The organism is Tateyamaria sp. (assembly GCF_059783535.1).
In genome coordinates this window covers 1-14,638 of sequence record NZ_JBYNDP010000098.1, presented here as the reverse complement: position 1 = coordinate 14,638, position 14,638 = coordinate 1, and the positions used below count along the sequence as shown (strand labels likewise).

The 14,638-nt window shown below is 58.8% G+C and carries 16 protein-coding genes; 9 read left to right on the top strand and 7 right to left on the bottom strand.

Annotation, left to right across the window (positions count from 1 at the left end; translation table 11 throughout):
- Positions 1-37: 37 nt before the first annotated feature.
- The 3 genes from ligA to sciP form a co-directional block, all read right to left on the bottom strand.
- Positions 38-2,128, bottom strand: a complete 2,091-nt coding sequence (gene ligA, locus AC6RA8_RS16450; protein WP_500354033.1) for an NAD-dependent DNA ligase LigA — start codon at positions 2,126-2,128, stop codon at positions 38-40.
- A gap of 173 nt (positions 2,129-2,301) precedes the next feature.
- A complete protein-coding gene (gene ctrA, locus AC6RA8_RS16445; RefSeq protein WP_500354031.1) occupies positions 2,302-3,021 on the bottom strand; it encodes a response regulator transcription factor CtrA in 720 nt (239 codons plus the stop codon).
- A gap of 99 nt (positions 3,022-3,120) precedes the next feature.
- A complete protein-coding gene (gene sciP, locus AC6RA8_RS16440; protein ID WP_189370532.1) occupies positions 3,121-3,399 on the bottom strand; it encodes a CtrA inhibitor SciP in 279 nt (92 codons plus the stop codon).
- Between the two features lie 126 nt (positions 3,400-3,525).
- Here sciP and mnmA point away from each other — a divergent pair, with 126 nt between their 5' ends.
- From mnmA to AC6RA8_RS16425, 3 genes are all read left to right on the top strand, one after another.
- On the top strand, positions 3,526-4,665 hold the full coding sequence (mnmA, locus tag AC6RA8_RS16435) for a tRNA 2-thiouridine(34) synthase MnmA (RefSeq protein WP_500354029.1): 1,140 nt from the start codon (positions 3,526-3,528) through the stop codon (positions 4,663-4,665).
- A gap of 74 nt (positions 4,666-4,739) precedes the next feature.
- Positions 4,740-5,495: a 3-hydroxyacyl-CoA dehydrogenase gene (locus tag AC6RA8_RS16430; protein WP_500354027.1), complete on the top strand. Its 756-nt coding sequence runs from the start codon at positions 4,740-4,742 to the stop codon at positions 5,493-5,495.
- Positions 5,492-6,040 (top strand): sugar O-acetyltransferase, encoded by a 549-nt coding sequence (locus tag AC6RA8_RS16425; RefSeq protein WP_500354025.1) that lies wholly within the window; start codon positions 5,492-5,494, stop codon positions 6,038-6,040. The genes AC6RA8_RS16430 and AC6RA8_RS16425 overlap by 4 nt, the downstream gene beginning before the upstream one ends.
- Here the strand turns inward: AC6RA8_RS16425 and AC6RA8_RS16420 are convergent.
- From AC6RA8_RS16420 to AC6RA8_RS16410, 3 genes are all read right to left on the bottom strand, one after another.
- Positions 6,037-7,848, bottom strand: a complete 1,812-nt coding sequence (locus AC6RA8_RS16420; protein WP_500354023.1) for an ABC-F family ATP-binding cassette domain-containing protein — start codon at positions 7,846-7,848, stop codon at positions 6,037-6,039. The genes AC6RA8_RS16425 and AC6RA8_RS16420 overlap by 4 nt on opposite strands.
- Positions 7,849-8,014: 166 nt before the next feature.
- The gene (locus AC6RA8_RS16415) at positions 8,015-8,737 is read right to left on the bottom strand and encodes a GNAT family N-acetyltransferase (protein ID WP_500354021.1); all 723 of its coding nucleotides are present in this window, start codon (positions 8,735-8,737) and stop codon (positions 8,015-8,017) included.
- A gap of 75 nt (positions 8,738-8,812) precedes the next feature.
- Positions 8,813-9,265, bottom strand: a complete 453-nt coding sequence (locus AC6RA8_RS16410; RefSeq protein WP_500354019.1) for an outer membrane protein assembly factor BamE — start codon at positions 9,263-9,265, stop codon at positions 8,813-8,815.
- A 102-nt stretch (positions 9,266-9,367) separates the two neighbouring features.
- Between AC6RA8_RS16410 and AC6RA8_RS16405 the strand changes: the two genes are divergently transcribed.
- From AC6RA8_RS16405 to AC6RA8_RS16390, 4 genes are all read left to right on the top strand, one after another.
- Positions 9,368-9,922, top strand: coding sequence for a YceD family protein (locus AC6RA8_RS16405; protein ID WP_500354017.1), 555 nt, complete (start codon positions 9,368-9,370; stop codon positions 9,920-9,922).
- 192 nt (positions 9,923-10,114) lie between these two features.
- A complete protein-coding gene (gene rpmF, locus AC6RA8_RS16400) occupies positions 10,115-10,321 on the top strand; it encodes a 50S ribosomal protein L32 (protein ID WP_189370522.1) in 207 nt (68 codons plus the stop codon).
- Between the two features lie 35 nt (positions 10,322-10,356).
- Positions 10,357-11,448, top strand: a complete 1,092-nt coding sequence (gene plsX, locus AC6RA8_RS16395) for a phosphate acyltransferase PlsX (protein WP_500354015.1) — start codon at positions 10,357-10,359, stop codon at positions 11,446-11,448.
- On the top strand, positions 11,445-12,416 hold the full coding sequence (locus AC6RA8_RS16390; protein ID WP_500354013.1) for a beta-ketoacyl-ACP synthase III: 972 nt from the start codon (positions 11,445-11,447) through the stop codon (positions 12,414-12,416). Before plsX ends, AC6RA8_RS16390 begins: the two co-directional genes overlap by 4 nt.
- Before the next feature lie 23 nt (positions 12,417-12,439).
- Here AC6RA8_RS16390 and AC6RA8_RS16385 read toward each other — a convergent pair whose 3' ends face one another.
- Positions 12,440-12,880: a helix-turn-helix domain-containing protein gene (locus tag AC6RA8_RS16385; protein WP_500354011.1), complete on the bottom strand. Its 441-nt coding sequence runs from the start codon at positions 12,878-12,880 to the stop codon at positions 12,440-12,442.
- Between the two features lie 284 nt (positions 12,881-13,164).
- Between AC6RA8_RS16385 and ihfA the strand changes: the two genes are divergently transcribed.
- Entirely contained in the window at positions 13,165-13,467 is a 303-nt protein-coding gene (gene ihfA, locus AC6RA8_RS16380) for an integration host factor subunit alpha (RefSeq protein ID WP_500354009.1), read from the top strand.
- Between the two features lie 4 nt (positions 13,468-13,471).
- Positions 13,472-14,518, top strand: a complete 1,047-nt coding sequence (locus AC6RA8_RS16375) for a MerR family transcriptional regulator (protein WP_500354007.1) — start codon at positions 13,472-13,474, stop codon at positions 14,516-14,518.
- The last annotated feature ends 120 nt before the right edge of the window (positions 14,519-14,638 follow it).

The window sequence follows — 14,638 nt, the reverse complement described above, 5'->3', positions numbered from 1 at the left end:
AGGTCCGCAAAGAGCGGAAACAGGATTTCAGGGCGGCTCATAGCGCGCCGATCAGTTCCAGCCAGCCATCTTCATCGATGGTTTCAATGCCCAGATCCGCCGCTTTTTTTGCTTTCGATCCCGCACCGGGCCCAGCCACCAACAAATCCGTCTTGGCACTGACAGAGCCAGAGACCTTAGCCCCCAGGGCCTCGGCCCGCGCCTTGGCTTCGGCCCGCGTCATCTTTTCCAAAGTGCCCGTGAAAACGACAGTTTTTCCTGCGACCGGGCTGCCTGACGTGTCGGGTCGCACAGCCTCTTCAATGTTCAAATGCGCCACAAGACGGTCGATGCTCGCGATCTCGGCCTCTTGATTGAAGGTTGTTGCAAGCGATCCGGCCATGACTGCGCCGACCCCATCAATGCTGAGCAGATCCTCCCACGCTTCATTGCCTTCCTCTGCTGTGCGCATCGCCGCGCTGAATGCGTCCCACGTTCCATAATGCGTGGCCAGCAGGTTCGCCGCAGCCTCGCCAACATGGCGAATGCCGAGCGCGAAAATCATCCGTCCAAGGCCAATGTTGCGCCTGTCATCTATCGCATCGAACAGGTTTGTTGCCGATTTCTCGCCCCAGCCTTCCCGGTTCTTGAGTTGCTGCAAGCCAGTGCCATAGCGGTCGCGCAGGGTGAAAATGTCAGCAGGTTCGGCGATCCACTTGTCGTTGTGGAATTGTTCCACCTGCTTCGCACCCAGCCCGTCGATATCAAACGCGGCTCGGCTGACGAAATGCTTGAGCTTTTCCACCGCTTGCGCCGGGCAAATCAGCCCGCCTGTGCAGCGGCGGACGGCATCACCGGGTTCACGCACAGCCTCGCTGTTACACTCCGGGCATCGGTCCGGCATGACATAGGGCTGTGCATCCTTGAGGCGCTTGGACAGGTCCACATCGGCAACCTTGGGAATCACGTCACCGGCGCGGTAAACCTGAACCCAATCACCGACGCGGATGTCCTTGCCATCGCGAATCTGTTCGCCCTTGTTGTCACGCCCCGCGATGTAGTCTTCGTTATGCAGCGTGGCATTTGACACGACGACTCCACCGACAGTGACAGGTGTGAGGCGCGCGACCGGGCTGAGTGCGCCCGTGCGACCCACCTGAATGTCGATGGCATCAAGCCGGGTCCAGGCCAGCTCGGCCGGGAACTTGTGGGCCACAGCCCATCGCGGCGTGGTGGATCGGAAGCCCAGACGGGACTGCAACCCGAGGTCGTTGACCTTGTAGACAACGCCGTCGATGTCATAGCCGAGCGTCGCGCGCTCCTGTTCGATCATCTTGTAATGCGCAATCATCTCCTCCGGCCCGTTGCACAGCCGAGTGAGCGAATTGGTCTGAAAACCAAGTGCATGCAGCCGCTCGATTGCCCCCATTTGAGTGTCCGCAAGCGGACCCGACAACGCACCCCACGCATAGGCAAAGAACCGAAGCGGTCGGGCGCGCGTGATGTTTGCATCCAGTTGGCGCAACGACCCGGCTGCGGCATTGCGCGGGTTGGCAAATGCTTTCTGTCCCGCGTCTGCCTGCCGGTCATTGAGCGCTTCGAAATCTGGGTGCGACATGTAGACTTCGCCCCGTACCTCTAGAATCGCCGGTGCCCCTTCAAGCGTTGCAGGAATGTCGTCGATTGTGCGCGCGTTGGCTGTCACGTTTTCGCCCACGGCCCCATCGCCGCGCGTGGCAGCCTGCGTGAGAACGCCGTCTTCGTAACGCAAAGACAAGGATAGGCCATCAATCTTCGGTTCCGCAGTATAGGACAGTGCCGTATCTGCCCCAAGGCCAAGGTACTTTCGAATGCGCCCGTCGAATTCGGATACATCCGCATCGTCAAATGCATTTGAGAGCGACAGCATCGCAACAGCATGGGTGACTTTGGAGAACCCGTCGGCGACCGGTGCACCCACTTGTTCGCTTGGGCTGTCATCCCGTTTCAGATCGGGAAACTGCGCCTCAATCTCTGCATTCCGACGCTTGAGTTGGTCATATTCCGCATCACTGATGTCCGGGGCATCATCGGTATGGTAGGCAGCATTGGCCCGCGCCAGAATGTCGGCCAGGCGCGCAAGCTCGGCCACGGCCTGATCCCGAGTCATCGCGTCGATCTTGATGGTGTCGGTCACAAATCACCCCCCGCACTTATCGCGCCAAGAGATAAAAGCCGAAGCGCAGGTGGTCCAGTCATTGATGGACATCGCATGGCTGAAACAAAAAAGGGCCACCACACAGATCCGTGCGGCGACCCTTTTTCAGAGGGGTGTAGCTGCCTCTAAGCGCCCACGGCCATGGGAGTATTATCTGTCATCTCTGCCGGTTCAGGATCGCGCAGGACGTATCCACGGCCCCAAACAGTTTCGATGTAGTTCTGACCACCCGTGGCATTGCTGAGCTTTTTGCGCAGCTTGCAGATAAACACATCGATAATTTTCAGCTCAGGTTCGTCCATACCGCCATAGAGGTGGTTCAGGAACATCTCTTTTGTCAGTGTCGTGCCCTTCCGCAGGCTCAGAAGCTCAAGCATCTGATATTCTTTGCCGGTCAGGTGCACCGTCTTGTTGTCAACGCTGACTGTCTTGGCATCGAGGTTAACGGATACATCGCCTGTATTGATGACGGATTGCGAATGCCCTTTCGAGCGGCGGATGATGGCGTGGATACGTGCCACCAACTCTTCGCGGTGGAACGGTTTTGTCAGGTAGTCGTCAGCACCAAACCCGAAGCCCTTGATCTTGTTTTCCGTGTCATCCGCACCAGACAGGATCAGGATCGGTGTTTCGACGCGGGCCAGACGCAGTTGGCGCAGCACCTCGTGCCCGTTCATATCGGGGAGATCCAGGTCCAGAAGGATCAGGTCGTAGTCATAGAGCTTGGCAAGGTCGATCCCCTCCTCACCCAAATCCGTCGCATAGACGTTCAGGTTCGCATGGGTCAGCATCAGTTCAATGCTTTTCGAGGTGGTTGGGTCGTCTTCTACAAGCAATACGCGCATTCTTCGGATCTCCACACAAGGGGCGTTCAGGTGTTGAAACAAACGTGAACCGAAAAGGTTAATCACACGTTACCCTTGATGAAGTCGTATCTTAACAACCTAAAGTTGTCTATATTTTTGTAGTGCTGTTGCCTTCAAGGCCTCCTCTCCGTGCGTCGAAACCGCACGAACCCACTCGTGAAATTCTTCTTCGCTTAGACCATATCGCTCAAGCGCCGCGTCTTGCGTGAGAAGACCGTACAAAACGCCACGCACCACGGCCGCCTTACGTGATGCAACCCAGCGCCGCGTCGTCGCCGGAGGCAAGTCCGCCTGCGTCAACACGGAACCATCGGGCAAGGTTACGGCCCGTGGGCCATCCACTTTCTTCAAATACATCACACACCGCTCATTATTCATCTTTGAACAGAGCTTGGGTGAATGCGTTTAATGCGCCGTTAAACCGGGCCTTGAGACTATTTCGGATTTTCATATATATGCGCTCAATCCCCTCGGAGACCTGCCATGCTTGACCACAACGGTCCGCTCAATTCGCTGGGCTTTGCCAAAGCTCCGGCTGACACACGTGTCGTCGTCGCCATGTCTGGCGGCGTGGACAGCTCCGTTGTGGCGGCAGAGCTGAAAAGCCAAGGCTACGATGTGGTGGGTGTCACCCTGCAACTCTATGATCATGGCGCGGCACTTGCCAAAAAAGGCGCGTGTTGTGCCGGGCGCGACATTCACGATGCACGCCGCGTGGCCGAGGAAATGGGCTTTCCGCACTACGTTCTCGACTATGAAAACGTGTTCCGCGACGCGGTCATTGATGAGTTTGCTGACAGCTATCTGGGCGGCGCGACTCCGGTCCCCTGCATCCGCTGTAACGAGCGGGTGAAATTCAAGGATCTCCTTGAAACAGCTAAGGATCTTGAGGCCGATTGCATGGCGACCGGTCACTATATCCAACGCAAAATGGGCACGCACGGAGCGGAGCTGCATGCCGCAGCAGATGCCGGCCGCGATCAAAGCTACTTCCTGTTTTCGACCACGGCCGAACAGTTGGACTATCTGCGTTTTCCATTGGGCCATCTGCCGTCCAAGGACGACACCCGTGCGCTGGCCGCGAAATACGGGCTAGGCGTGGCAGACAAGCCCGACAGCCAGGACATCTGCTTTGTCCCGAATGGCGATTATGCGTCCGTCATCCGCAAGCTGCGCCCCGAGGCGGCGGCACCAGGTGACATTGTCGATCACACCGGACGCGTGTTGGGCAGCCATGACGGGGTGATCAACTACACGATTGGACAACGGCGTGGTTTGGGAATCGGCGGATTGGCCGACCCGCTCTATGTGGTGAAGCTGGATGCCGAAAACCGGCAGGTGGTCGTCGGACCCAAGGAGATGCTGGCAACCCGCACGATCCCCGTGCGCGAAGTGAACTGGCTGGGCGACGCCCGATTCGACAGCAAGGACGCGTGGCATGTGGCCGTCAAAGTCCGCTCAACCCGGCCACCGACCGACGCCATTATCCGGCCTATCAGTGCAACCGAAGCCACAGTTGAGCTGGCTGCAGCCGAGGCGGGAGTGTCCCCCGGGCAAGCCTGTGTTTTTTATGATCGGGACAGCAGCCGCATCTATGGTGGTGGGTGGATCCACAAAGGCTAAGCCGTTCGCCTTGTCAGATGATGCTGCTTCCGGTTAACTGAACGCACGTTCATATTTAGACAGGAGTGGCTCGCATGAAACTCGACACAACCATGGCGGTCGTAACGGGCGGCGCGTCCGGGCTTGGCGAAGCAACTGCCCGCCACTTTGCCGCGCGGGGTGCGCAGGTCACACTGCTAGATCGCGACGCGGAACGCGGAACGGACGTTGCAAGTGAGATCGGCGGACATTTTGCCGAAACGGACGTGACAGACGAAACATCGGTCGCCGCAGCCATTGATCTGGCCCGCAGCAGGATGGGCGGGCTAAACGCAGCCGTGAATTGCGCGGGGATTGCGGTTGGTATCAAGACCGTTGGACGCGATGGGCCACATCCTCTTCCCGCCTTTCAGAAAACGATCGACATAAACCTGGTTGGCAGCTTCAACGTTGCGCGTCTGGCAGCGGTGGCGATGGCCGACAACGAACCCGAACCCGATGGTGCGCGAGGCGTGATTATCAACACGGCTTCGATTGCCGCTTTTGACGGGCAGAAAGGTCAGGCCGCCTATGCCGCATCCAAGGGCGGTGTTGTGGGCATGACACTGCCGATGGCACGCGATCTGGCGTCGTCCGGCGTGCGGGTCATGACGATTGCACCGGGCATCTTCAAAACCCCGATGCTGGCCGGTTTGCCGGAGGATGTGCAGGCAGCCCTGGCAGCCGATGTGCCGAACCCGCCGCGTTTGGGTGATCCGAACGAGTATGCCCGCCTTGCGGCATTCATCGTTGAGATGGGGTACCTCAACGGCGAGGTCATCCGTTTGGACGGCGCGCTGCGGATGCGATGATGCGAACTGAGCGGGAAAAGATGGAGGCCGGTGATTGGTACAGCTGCCTTGATGATGCGCTCGAAGACCTGCGTATGGTGGCATTGAATGCGGTACACGCGCATAACCATCTGCCCCCATCAGAACGGCGAACACTCAGTACACCACTGCGCGCGCTTTTCGCCGAAACTGGTGCAAATTGCCTGATCGAATCCCCCTTTCATTGTTCCTACGGTCGGAACATCCACCTTGGGGCTGACGTGTTCATCAACAGCGGCTGCGTGATTCTCGACAGCGCTCCTGTGCGGATCGGAGACGGCACGATGATTGGCACAGGCGCGCAGATTCTGTGTGCGGATCACCATCGTGACCCGGCCAAACGGCGTGCCGGGATCGAACGCGCATTGCCCGTGGCCATTGGTGCAGATGTATGGATTGGGGCCGGTGCGATCATCATGCCCGGCATCACAATCCAGGACCGAGCCATCGTGGGCGCTGGCGCTGTTGTGACCAAGGACATTGCCGAGGGTGCCACGGTTGTGGGCGTCCCTGCCCGTCCCACCTAGGCTTCGGCCTTTTCCTCCAGCGTCAGCCACTCCTCTTCCGCCGCGTCCAGCTTGGCCTGACGTTCGCTAAGTGCCTCGGTTGCCTTGCGGAATTTGACTGGCTCGCGTGTATAGAGATCGGGATCAGACAGCAGCTCTTGCAGCTTGGTCATTTCGGCTTCCAGCCGCTCAATCTCGGCTGGCAGCGCTTCAAGCCGGTGCTTTTCCGTGAAGGACAGCCCAATCTTTGGTGCCTGCTTTGGCTTGGATGCGACAGTGTCCGTTTTCTTCGCTGCTTCAACAGGTTGCGCAACATCGTTGGGACCGCGTTGAGACTGGTAATCGCTCCATCCACCTGCGTAGACAGTGGCCTTGCCATCTCCCTCCATCGCAATGGTCGTGACCGCTACACGATCCAGGAAATCACGGTCGTGGCTGACCAGCAGGACCGTTCCATCATATTGGCCAAGCAGATCCTGCAACAGGTCCAGTGTTTCGACATCCAGATCGTTGGTCGGCTCATCGAGCACCAGTACGTTGGATTGCCGTGCCATGATGCGTGCCAACAGCAAACGCGCCTTCTCCCCGCCGGAAAGCGATCTTACGGGCGCCCTTGCCTGTGCCTCATCAAATAGAAATTCCTTGAGGTATCCAACGACATGTTTCGGGTTGCCCCGCACCATGACCTGGTCTGCCTTGCCGCTGACCCGCATGTCGGGATCGCTTGTCAGACTGTCCCAGAGGCTTGCATCCGGGTCCAATTGCGAACGGGCCTGATCAAAGACTGCCAGTTCCAGATTGGTGCCCATCGTGACCGTGCCGGTGTCAGGCGCGACCTCTCCGATTAGCATCTTGAGTAGGGTGGTCTTACCCACGCCATTGGGCCCGACAAAGGCGATGCGGTCGCCACGCTGCACCTTGAGTGAGAATGGCTCAAGGATCATCTTTCCATCGTAAGACTTTGAAATAGCTGTTGCTTCAAGAACCTTGCGGCCGGATTTCGGTCCTGCATCCAGAGCCATTGCAGCAGCCCCTTGGCGCTTGATCTGAGCGGCCCGTTCGGCGCGCAGATCTTGCAGGGCGCGGACCCGGCCCATGTTGCGCTTGCGCCGTGCGCTGATGCCTTCGACAGCCCAGCGTGCTTCGGCCTTGATCTTGCGGTTCAGCTTGTGACGGGCGGTGTCTTCCTCTTCCCAAACGGTGTCTCGCCATGCCTCGAACGCGTCAAATCCTTTTTCCTGACGGCGCACAGTTCCCCTATCAATCCAGAGGGTTGCGCGGGTAAGCTCACGCAAGAATGCCCGGTCGTGAGAGATGAGGACAAACCCGGCGCGGGTGGTCTTCAACTCAGCTTCGAGCCAGGCGATGGCTTCGATATCGAGGTGGTTCGTAGGTTCGTCCAGCAGCATCAGATCGGGCGCTTCAGCCATCAGACGCGCCAGTGCAGCGCGGCGACGTTCTCCGCCGGAGGCAGTTTCGACCGGGCGCGCCGGATCGAATTTCAGTCCTTCGCCCGCCCGCTCAACCTTGTAGAGATCGGAGGGTTCCAACCCATGGATGGCAAAGTCTCCAAGCGTTGCAAACCCTTTCATATCAGTGTCTTGCTCCATGTATCCAACACTCACGCCGGGGCCCGGAACAACCTCGCCTCGGTCGACTTCGACCAGCCCACCCATCACCTTCATCAGGGTCGACTTGCCGGATCCATTGCGGCCCACAAGCGCAACACGGTCGCCCGGTTGCACGACCAGGGACAGGTCGTCAAAGACAGGATCGCCGCCAAATGTAAGCGAGATATCGGAGAGCTGAAGCAGAGGAACACGGGCCATAGGCGGGCAGCTAGTGGGTCAATTCGAAGCCGTCAACCGGGGTGTCACCCCCCGTGCAGCATCCGTACACCCCCTGTGCACCCCCAACGCGCGCTGAAATGCCTTACTGCGCAACAGGTGCAAACCGTTTTGCGGCCAAACGCGCCTTGGTATCGACCTGTTGAAATCAGCCGACGACCGCGCGCAGCAGCTTTTTTCGCGCTGGAGGAATGGACCCGATTTCAACCCCAGTGAAAACGTGCAGCGTATTCATTTTGTCATCGACCACCGCATGGTCGCTGACCCACCCGCCCATCATCAGATAGGTCCGCAGCAAGGGCGGCATCCGCAGCATCGCTTTCTTCGCATCCGGCTTGCGGCGCAGGCGCGCAGCGTATTTGAAAACTTTTGGCGCCTTGACCCGTGGCAACCAGCGTTTGGGTGCAAGGTGGCGTGCTTTGAGCATCGCGAAAGCATCCAGATAGTCTGCTGTTTCGGTGCCTGAGAAAGACGAACAGCCAAAAAGCAGTTCGACTCCTTCGTCATCCACGTAAGCGGTCATCGCCCCCCAGGCGACGCGCAGGATATCGGGGTCTGCCGCAGTGGGATCAACGCAGAAACGGCCCATCTCAACCATCTTGCCATCAAAGGCTTCAAGCGCGCTGAGCTCGTAATACTGGGCTGAGTAGCTGTGCGAGATCGTGGCCCCAGTGAGAGGCAGCATGCGAAAGCAGCAGACAAGCGCATCATCCGCGATTCGGTGGATCAGGATGTGTCGGCACCGGTCGTCAAAAACATCTGCATCCGAAACCAGCCCAAAACAGTGGGCGCGCAGCGTCTGGCACGCTTCGATGTCGGCCAGCCCTTCCGCCTGCCGCGCCACGTAGCGCCCCTTTTTCAACCCGATCATCGGTTTAGCCTCCTGCCCAAGCCATATGTGACCCCGATAACATGGGGCATATGACGTGCAGATGAAGCCAATGGATCAGAGAACGCCCTGTGGCCCAATGCGACCGATATTGCCGAGAAGCTGACGCAGGAAGCTGGTGTCCGTTACACCGCTTTCAGTGACACGGCGCGACAGCGCCACAACCCGTCCGTCTTCAAGGCCGAAGCGTTCAATGTTCTGCAGCACGCCTTCACCGTCGAAAGTGATCGCCAGCACCTGACGCTCAACCACTTGCGGGCGGCGGGGTCCAAATGTGCGCACCTTGCTGCGAATGTAGAAGTAATCTCCACCCTCAAGAACGCCGCCTGCTGTGGGTGGGCCGACCAAATCCTCGACCGAGGCGCGTGTGTCGATGCCGACAACGAGTTCTGCAAGATCTTCTTCGGGCGGGACATATCCGTGATTGCGGAACGTTGGCGAGCATCCCGCGACACCAAGCGAGACGATCAGGGCAAGCCCTGCAGCGGAAAGTGGTGTAAAGGTCGCCATCTGACCCCCCCTTGTCATACGCCACCCCTTGCTCCGGGCGCGTGGTGCTTTTATCTCGACTTACTCAAGCTTTGGCCTTGGTTCAAGAAACGAAAGCGATCGATGTCACAGACGCCCCCTTCCACCACTGCGCTGCGTGTCAGTGGTTTGACGCAAAACGCTGCAACAGCATTCCAGATTTTGCCGGATACCAATGCGATGACCGTTTTCGCGGACGCGCTGGGGCTGAGCGGCTTGCGCAAGTTGCGATTTGAGGGACAGATCAAAGCCCATGGAACTACAGACTGGTTGCTGACCGGCACCCTGGGGGCAACGGTTACACAGCCCTGTGCGGTGACGCTGGTGCCAGTGACCACGCGCATCGATGTGCCCGTTCGCCGACTCTATGTCCGTGACTATGAAGAGATCGACGCGCCGGAAACAGAAATGCCCGAAGATGACGAAGTTGAACGGCTGGGCGCATGGATCGACCCCGAGGCTGTCATGATCGAATCCCTGAGCCTTGCGATCCCCGATTTTCCACGGGCCGAAGGCGCCGAACTGGGCGAAATGGTTTTGACCGAACCGGGTGTCGCGCCACTGACGGACGAAGCTGCCAAACCCTTTGCCGGTCTGGCGGATCTGAAGTCGAAGCTGAGCGGTAAAAAAGACGACTGATTTGCCCTTGCGTCCCGGCCAAGGATGCGTATTTTGCCGCCCTCACGAGATTTTGGGTTGGACATGGCGTGGCGCTTTGCCTAAACGCTGCTCAACCCGTACTCGGATGACCAAAACACCCGACCCGGGACCACGAAACACATCGCATCCGCGCACGACCCGCGGCGCTGCCCGAACCAAAGGCCCACTTCAATGGCTGTACAACAGAATAAAGTGTCGAAATCGCGCCGCAACAACCGCCGCGCCCACGACAGCTTGACCCCCGCCAACCCCAACGAATGCCCCAACTGCGGTGAGCTGAAGCGCCCGCACCACGTTTGCGCGGCATGCGGTCATTACGACGACAACGAGATCGTCGCCATGACCGAAGAGGTTGATCTGGAAGACGACGCGGCCTGAGTGGCGTCACAGGCGACAAGGCAAGACAGCGCGCAATGACGGCCCCTTCCACAGACCCGGCCGACGCGGCAGCACAGCTTGCCTTTCCCATTATTCTTTCTGTCGACACGATGGGCGGGGACATGGGCCCCGCCGCAGTCGTGTCTGGCTGTTCGACATCCGCTAAGAAGAATCCAAAGCTGGGCTTTATCCTGCACGGTCCGCGGGATGAACTTGAGACGCTGATTGGCCGCCGCAAAAATCTTGTGGGCCGATGCTTGATCCGTGACGCCGCGGGCGTCGTGACGATGGACGACAAACCCAGCCACGTGGTGCGCAATGGCAAGGGCACTTCGATGTGGTCAGCCATCGAATCCGTGCGCGCAGGCGAAGCGGACGTGGCTGTGAGTTGCGGAAACACCGGCGCATTGATGGCTTTGTCGATGATCCGCCTGCGCAAGTTGCCTGGTGTGAACCGTCCAGCCATCGCAGTACTTTGGCCCAGCCGCAATCCACAGGGCTTCAACGTGATGCTGGATGTGGGCGCGGACGTACGCGCGGATGCAGATGATTTGCTGCGCTATGCGCTGATGGGTGCATCCTATGCCCGGAATGGCATGGACCTGCCCCGCCCTCGAATCGGCCTTCTGAACGTAGGCACCGAAGAACATAAGGGCCGCTCGGAGCTGAAAGAGGCTTATGAGCTGATTGGTGCACAGGCCGACGCCGCCGAGTTCGATTTCGTTGGTTTCGTCGAAGGCGGTGACATTCAGGGCGAGGTGGCGGATGTGATCGTCACCGACGGTTTCACCGGCAACGTGGCCATCAAAACAGGCGAAGGCACTGCCAGTCTGATCGGTGACCTGCTGCGTGAAGCCTTCAAGTTCACCCCTCTGTCGCGCCTCGCATACTTACTGGCCTTTACGTCGATGCGCCGCTTGCGGAAACGCATCGATCCGCGCCGCGTGAACGGCGGTGTTTTCCTCGGTTTGAACGGAACGGTTGTCAAATCGCACGGCGGAGCAGATGCTACGGGTGTTTCGGCTGCTATCAAACTGGCGGCCCAATTGTCCGAACAAGGCTTTAACGACAAGCTCGCCGCCCGGGTTGCCCGGGCCACGCAGCGGGCAGAGGAGAGCAATAGATGACGCTTCGTGCGGTGGTCCGTGGCGTGGGGCATTACCTGCCCGCACGCGTGGTCGAGAATGCCGAATTCGAGGCAACGCTCGACACAACCGACGAATGGATTCGGTCCCGTTCTGGGATCGAGCGGCGGCACTTTGCTACCGAAGACGACACGACATCGTCTATGGCAACGGCAGCGGCGCAAGCGGCACTTGCGGATGCGGGCCTGCAACCGGATGACATTGATGCCATTGTGTTGGCCACCTCAACAGCAGACCTGACCTTTCCGTCCGCTGCAACGATGGTGCAAGACAAGCTTGGGATGACGGGCGGCTTTGCCTTCGACGTTCAGGCTGTGTGCGCCGGCTTTGTCTATGCTCTGTCGAATGCGAATGCGCTGATCGTTTCGGGCCAAGCCAAACGCGTCATGGTGATCGGAGCGGAAACGTTTTCGAAGATCATGGACTGGACCGATCGCAGCACATGCGTCCTTTTCGGTGATGGCGCAGGCGCTTTGGTTCTTGAAGCCAGTGAAGGCCATGGCACCGCCGCGGATCGAGGTATTCTGGCAACCGATCTGAACTCGGACGGGCGGCACCGTGACTTGCTTTATGTTGATGGCGGTGTGAGCACCGGCACAAGCGGCTATCTGCGAATGCAGGGCAACCAGGTGTTCCGCCACGCGGTTGAAAAGCTGGCGGCAACGGCTGAAACAGCCATGGAACGCGCCGGTGTAACGGCGGATGAAGTTAACTGGATCGTACCGCATCAGGCCAATATCCGCATCATTCAGGGCACGGCAAAGAAGATGGGGATCGCCATGGACCGTGTCGTCGTGACCGTTCAGGACCACGGCAACACCTCTGCGGCGTCCATTCCATTGGCCCTGTCCGTTGGCCGTGCAAGCGGTCAGATCAAGGATGGCGACCTCATCGTGACCGAAGCGATCGGCGGTGGGCTGGCCTGGGGCGCTGTTGTGCTGCGCTGGTAGCGCGAGCACATTCGCGAGGCGCGTCAGCTTGACGATATCCGCAGTGCCTGAGGGCGAACACCAAGCGTACCTCGAAATGTGTCTGCCAACGTCTGCTTGTTCTCGAGACCGGTGACAAATGCGATTTCATTGAGGTTGAAGCGGGTGTCGATCAGAAGCCGCACGGCCAAGTCCACACGCATCCACGTGAGGAAATGCATCGGAGGCATCCCCGCACGTGCCTCGAACGCACGGCGGAATGCGTGACGGCCCAGAGGGCTGAGCCCATGCAACATATCTTCGGTGATACGTTCCCCAATACGCGCGCGCATCCACTTGACGATACGCTCATATGATTTTTCGCTCAGCGCCTGATTTCGGCGCTCAAGTGCCTGCCCGCCGCGGCCCTCGTTGCATGGATCAGCGGCTGGTGGGATGGTGAGAATAGTCGGAACATCTTTGAGTACGGCAGCATGATGTGGCACGGTTTCTCCTCCCGGCATGTAATCATAGGTTGAATCTACACCAAATCGTGTAGGCAGTCTTTCGTGATTTGGTGACAGTTTTTTCACATATTGCTTTTTCCGCGGATTTTCGCCTATTCCCCGAATACGCAGCCGTTTGGTCAGGCGACCACTATGCCAACCGGCGGAAATGCAGAAAAAGCCAGCCTGACCGGCCATAAAACGTACATCCGGTGTCATGGCCAAGGTCTTGATATTGACTCGGAATTTCTCTGCGCCCTATGCTTTGCCAAAGGGGAGAACTTATGACTGACAAGACTTTGACGCGCATGGATTTAAGTGAAGCTGTTTTCCACGAGGTGGGGCTGTCGCGAAATGAAAGCGCACAGCTGGTAGAAAGCGTTTTGGATCACATGTCTGATGCGCTCGTGCGTGGTGAACAAGTCAAGATTTCGTCCTTTGGTACCTTCTCTGTCCGAGACAAGTCTGCACGTGTTGGTCGCAACCCCAAGACTGGTGAAGAAGTGCCCATCAACCCGCGTCGTGTCCTGACTTTCCGCCCCTCGCATCTGATGAAAGATCGTGTGGCCGTAGGCAACAAGTCCTGAGCAGATGGCCAAGTCTGCGGACGCCTTTCGCACGATTTCGGAAGTTGCCGAGTGGTTGGGCGTTCAGACCCATGTTCTGCGCTTTTGGGAAAGCAAGTTCACTCAGGTCAAACCGGTAAAACGCGCTGGTGGCCGACGGTACTACCGCCCGAGCGATATGTTGCTGTTGGGTGGCATCCGTAAACTGCTGCATGATGATGGCCTGACCATCAAGGGCGTTCAAAAGATCCTGCGCGAAGAAGGCATGGCGCATGTCGCCGACCTGTCCCCTCCGCTTGACGCGGAAACGGACGCCCAGTTGGATGCAGATCTGGCGGCACCCATCGACGAGGATGTAGCACCACTGCCTGTTGAAGCCGATGTATTGCCGTTTGAGGCCACCCCGGACCCTGCGCCAGCGCATGTTGCGGCAGACGAAGCATCGGATGATGACGACGTGGCCGAGGTCGATGAGCCGGAAGAGGCCGCGACAGATGCACCTTTGCCCTCATTCTTGCAGCCTCAAACACCGGAAGCCGGGACTGAGGCGTCTGATACCGATGACCAAGTCGGTCTTCCGTACCCGCCAATGGTGGAGGACGCGCCGACACAGGACGACGGACAGGCAGATGCTGACGCCCCTGCCCTTGCCGACGACATCGCGGAGGCTGCGCCTGAAGAACAGGTTTTGACGCCTGCGTCTGATGAAAAAGTTGAGGTTGAGGCTGACGAAGCAGAGCTTGCTTCTGCTGAGACGCCGAAAAGCGATGACTCAACTGAGGACGCGGAGCCCGCCGCCACGTTACCCTCATTTCTGTCGGACTATTCGGAACCAACCAACACAGACGAGGCGCAGGATGCAGAACCAGCTGTCACGAGCCCGAAACCGAGGATTGTCAACGTACCGGACGATGCCGACCCAGAGACCATTCCGGTTGCCCCATCGGCACTGAGTAAGGCCGCGGGGTTGACGCATCTGAGCGATGCGCAGCGCAATATGATCCGTCCCCTGTTGGCACAGCTGAGCGCGTTGCGCGACCAGATGGCAAGCAACCGGCGCGACCCGCGCTAAGAAGAACGCAAACCTCGTGCAATTCCCCCCTTGCCCCCGGCCAGAAATCGGGTATGACACCCCACACGTCGGGCTATGGCGCAGCCTGGTAGCGCGTCCGTCTGGGGGACGGAAGGTCGC

Coding starts and splice junctions, on each gene's coding strand:
- ihfA (WP_500354009.1), top strand. CDS start 13,165: ATGACTGACAAGACTTTGACGCGCATGGATTTAAGTGAAGCTGTTTTC.
- AC6RA8_RS16425 (WP_500354025.1), top strand. CDS start 5,492: ATGATGCGAACTGAGCGGGAAAAGATGGAGGCCGGTGATTGGTACAGC.
- AC6RA8_RS16410 (WP_500354019.1), bottom strand. CDS start 9,265: ATGGCGACCTTTACACCACTTTCCGCTGCAGGGCTTGCCCTGATCGTC.
- AC6RA8_RS16390 (WP_500354013.1), top strand. CDS start 11,445: ATGACGCTTCGTGCGGTGGTCCGTGGCGTGGGGCATTACCTGCCCGCA.
- AC6RA8_RS16415 (WP_500354021.1), bottom strand. CDS start 8,737: ATGATCGGGTTGAAAAAGGGGCGCTACGTGGCGCGGCAGGCGGAAGGG.
- ctrA (WP_500354031.1), bottom strand. CDS start 3,021: ATGCGCGTATTGCTTGTAGAAGACGACCCAACCACCTCGAAAAGCATT.
- sciP (WP_189370532.1), bottom strand. CDS start 3,399: ATGTATTTGAAGAAAGTGGATGGCCCACGGGCCGTAACCTTGCCCGAT.
- AC6RA8_RS16430 (WP_500354027.1), top strand. CDS start 4,740: ATGAAACTCGACACAACCATGGCGGTCGTAACGGGCGGCGCGTCCGGG.
- mnmA (WP_500354029.1), top strand. CDS start 3,526: ATGCTTGACCACAACGGTCCGCTCAATTCGCTGGGCTTTGCCAAAGCT.
- AC6RA8_RS16405 (WP_500354017.1), top strand. CDS start 9,368: ATGTCACAGACGCCCCCTTCCACCACTGCGCTGCGTGTCAGTGGTTTG.
- AC6RA8_RS16420 (WP_500354023.1), bottom strand. CDS start 7,848: ATGGCCCGTGTTCCTCTGCTTCAGCTCTCCGATATCTCGCTTACATTT.
- ligA (WP_500354033.1), bottom strand. CDS start 2,128: ATGACTCGGGATCAGGCCGTGGCCGAGCTTGCGCGCCTGGCCGACATT.
- plsX (WP_500354015.1), top strand. CDS start 10,357: ATGACGGCCCCTTCCACAGACCCGGCCGACGCGGCAGCACAGCTTGCC.
- rpmF (WP_189370522.1), top strand. CDS start 10,115: ATGGCTGTACAACAGAATAAAGTGTCGAAATCGCGCCGCAACAACCGC.
- AC6RA8_RS16375 (WP_500354007.1), top strand. CDS start 13,472: ATGGCCAAGTCTGCGGACGCCTTTCGCACGATTTCGGAAGTTGCCGAG.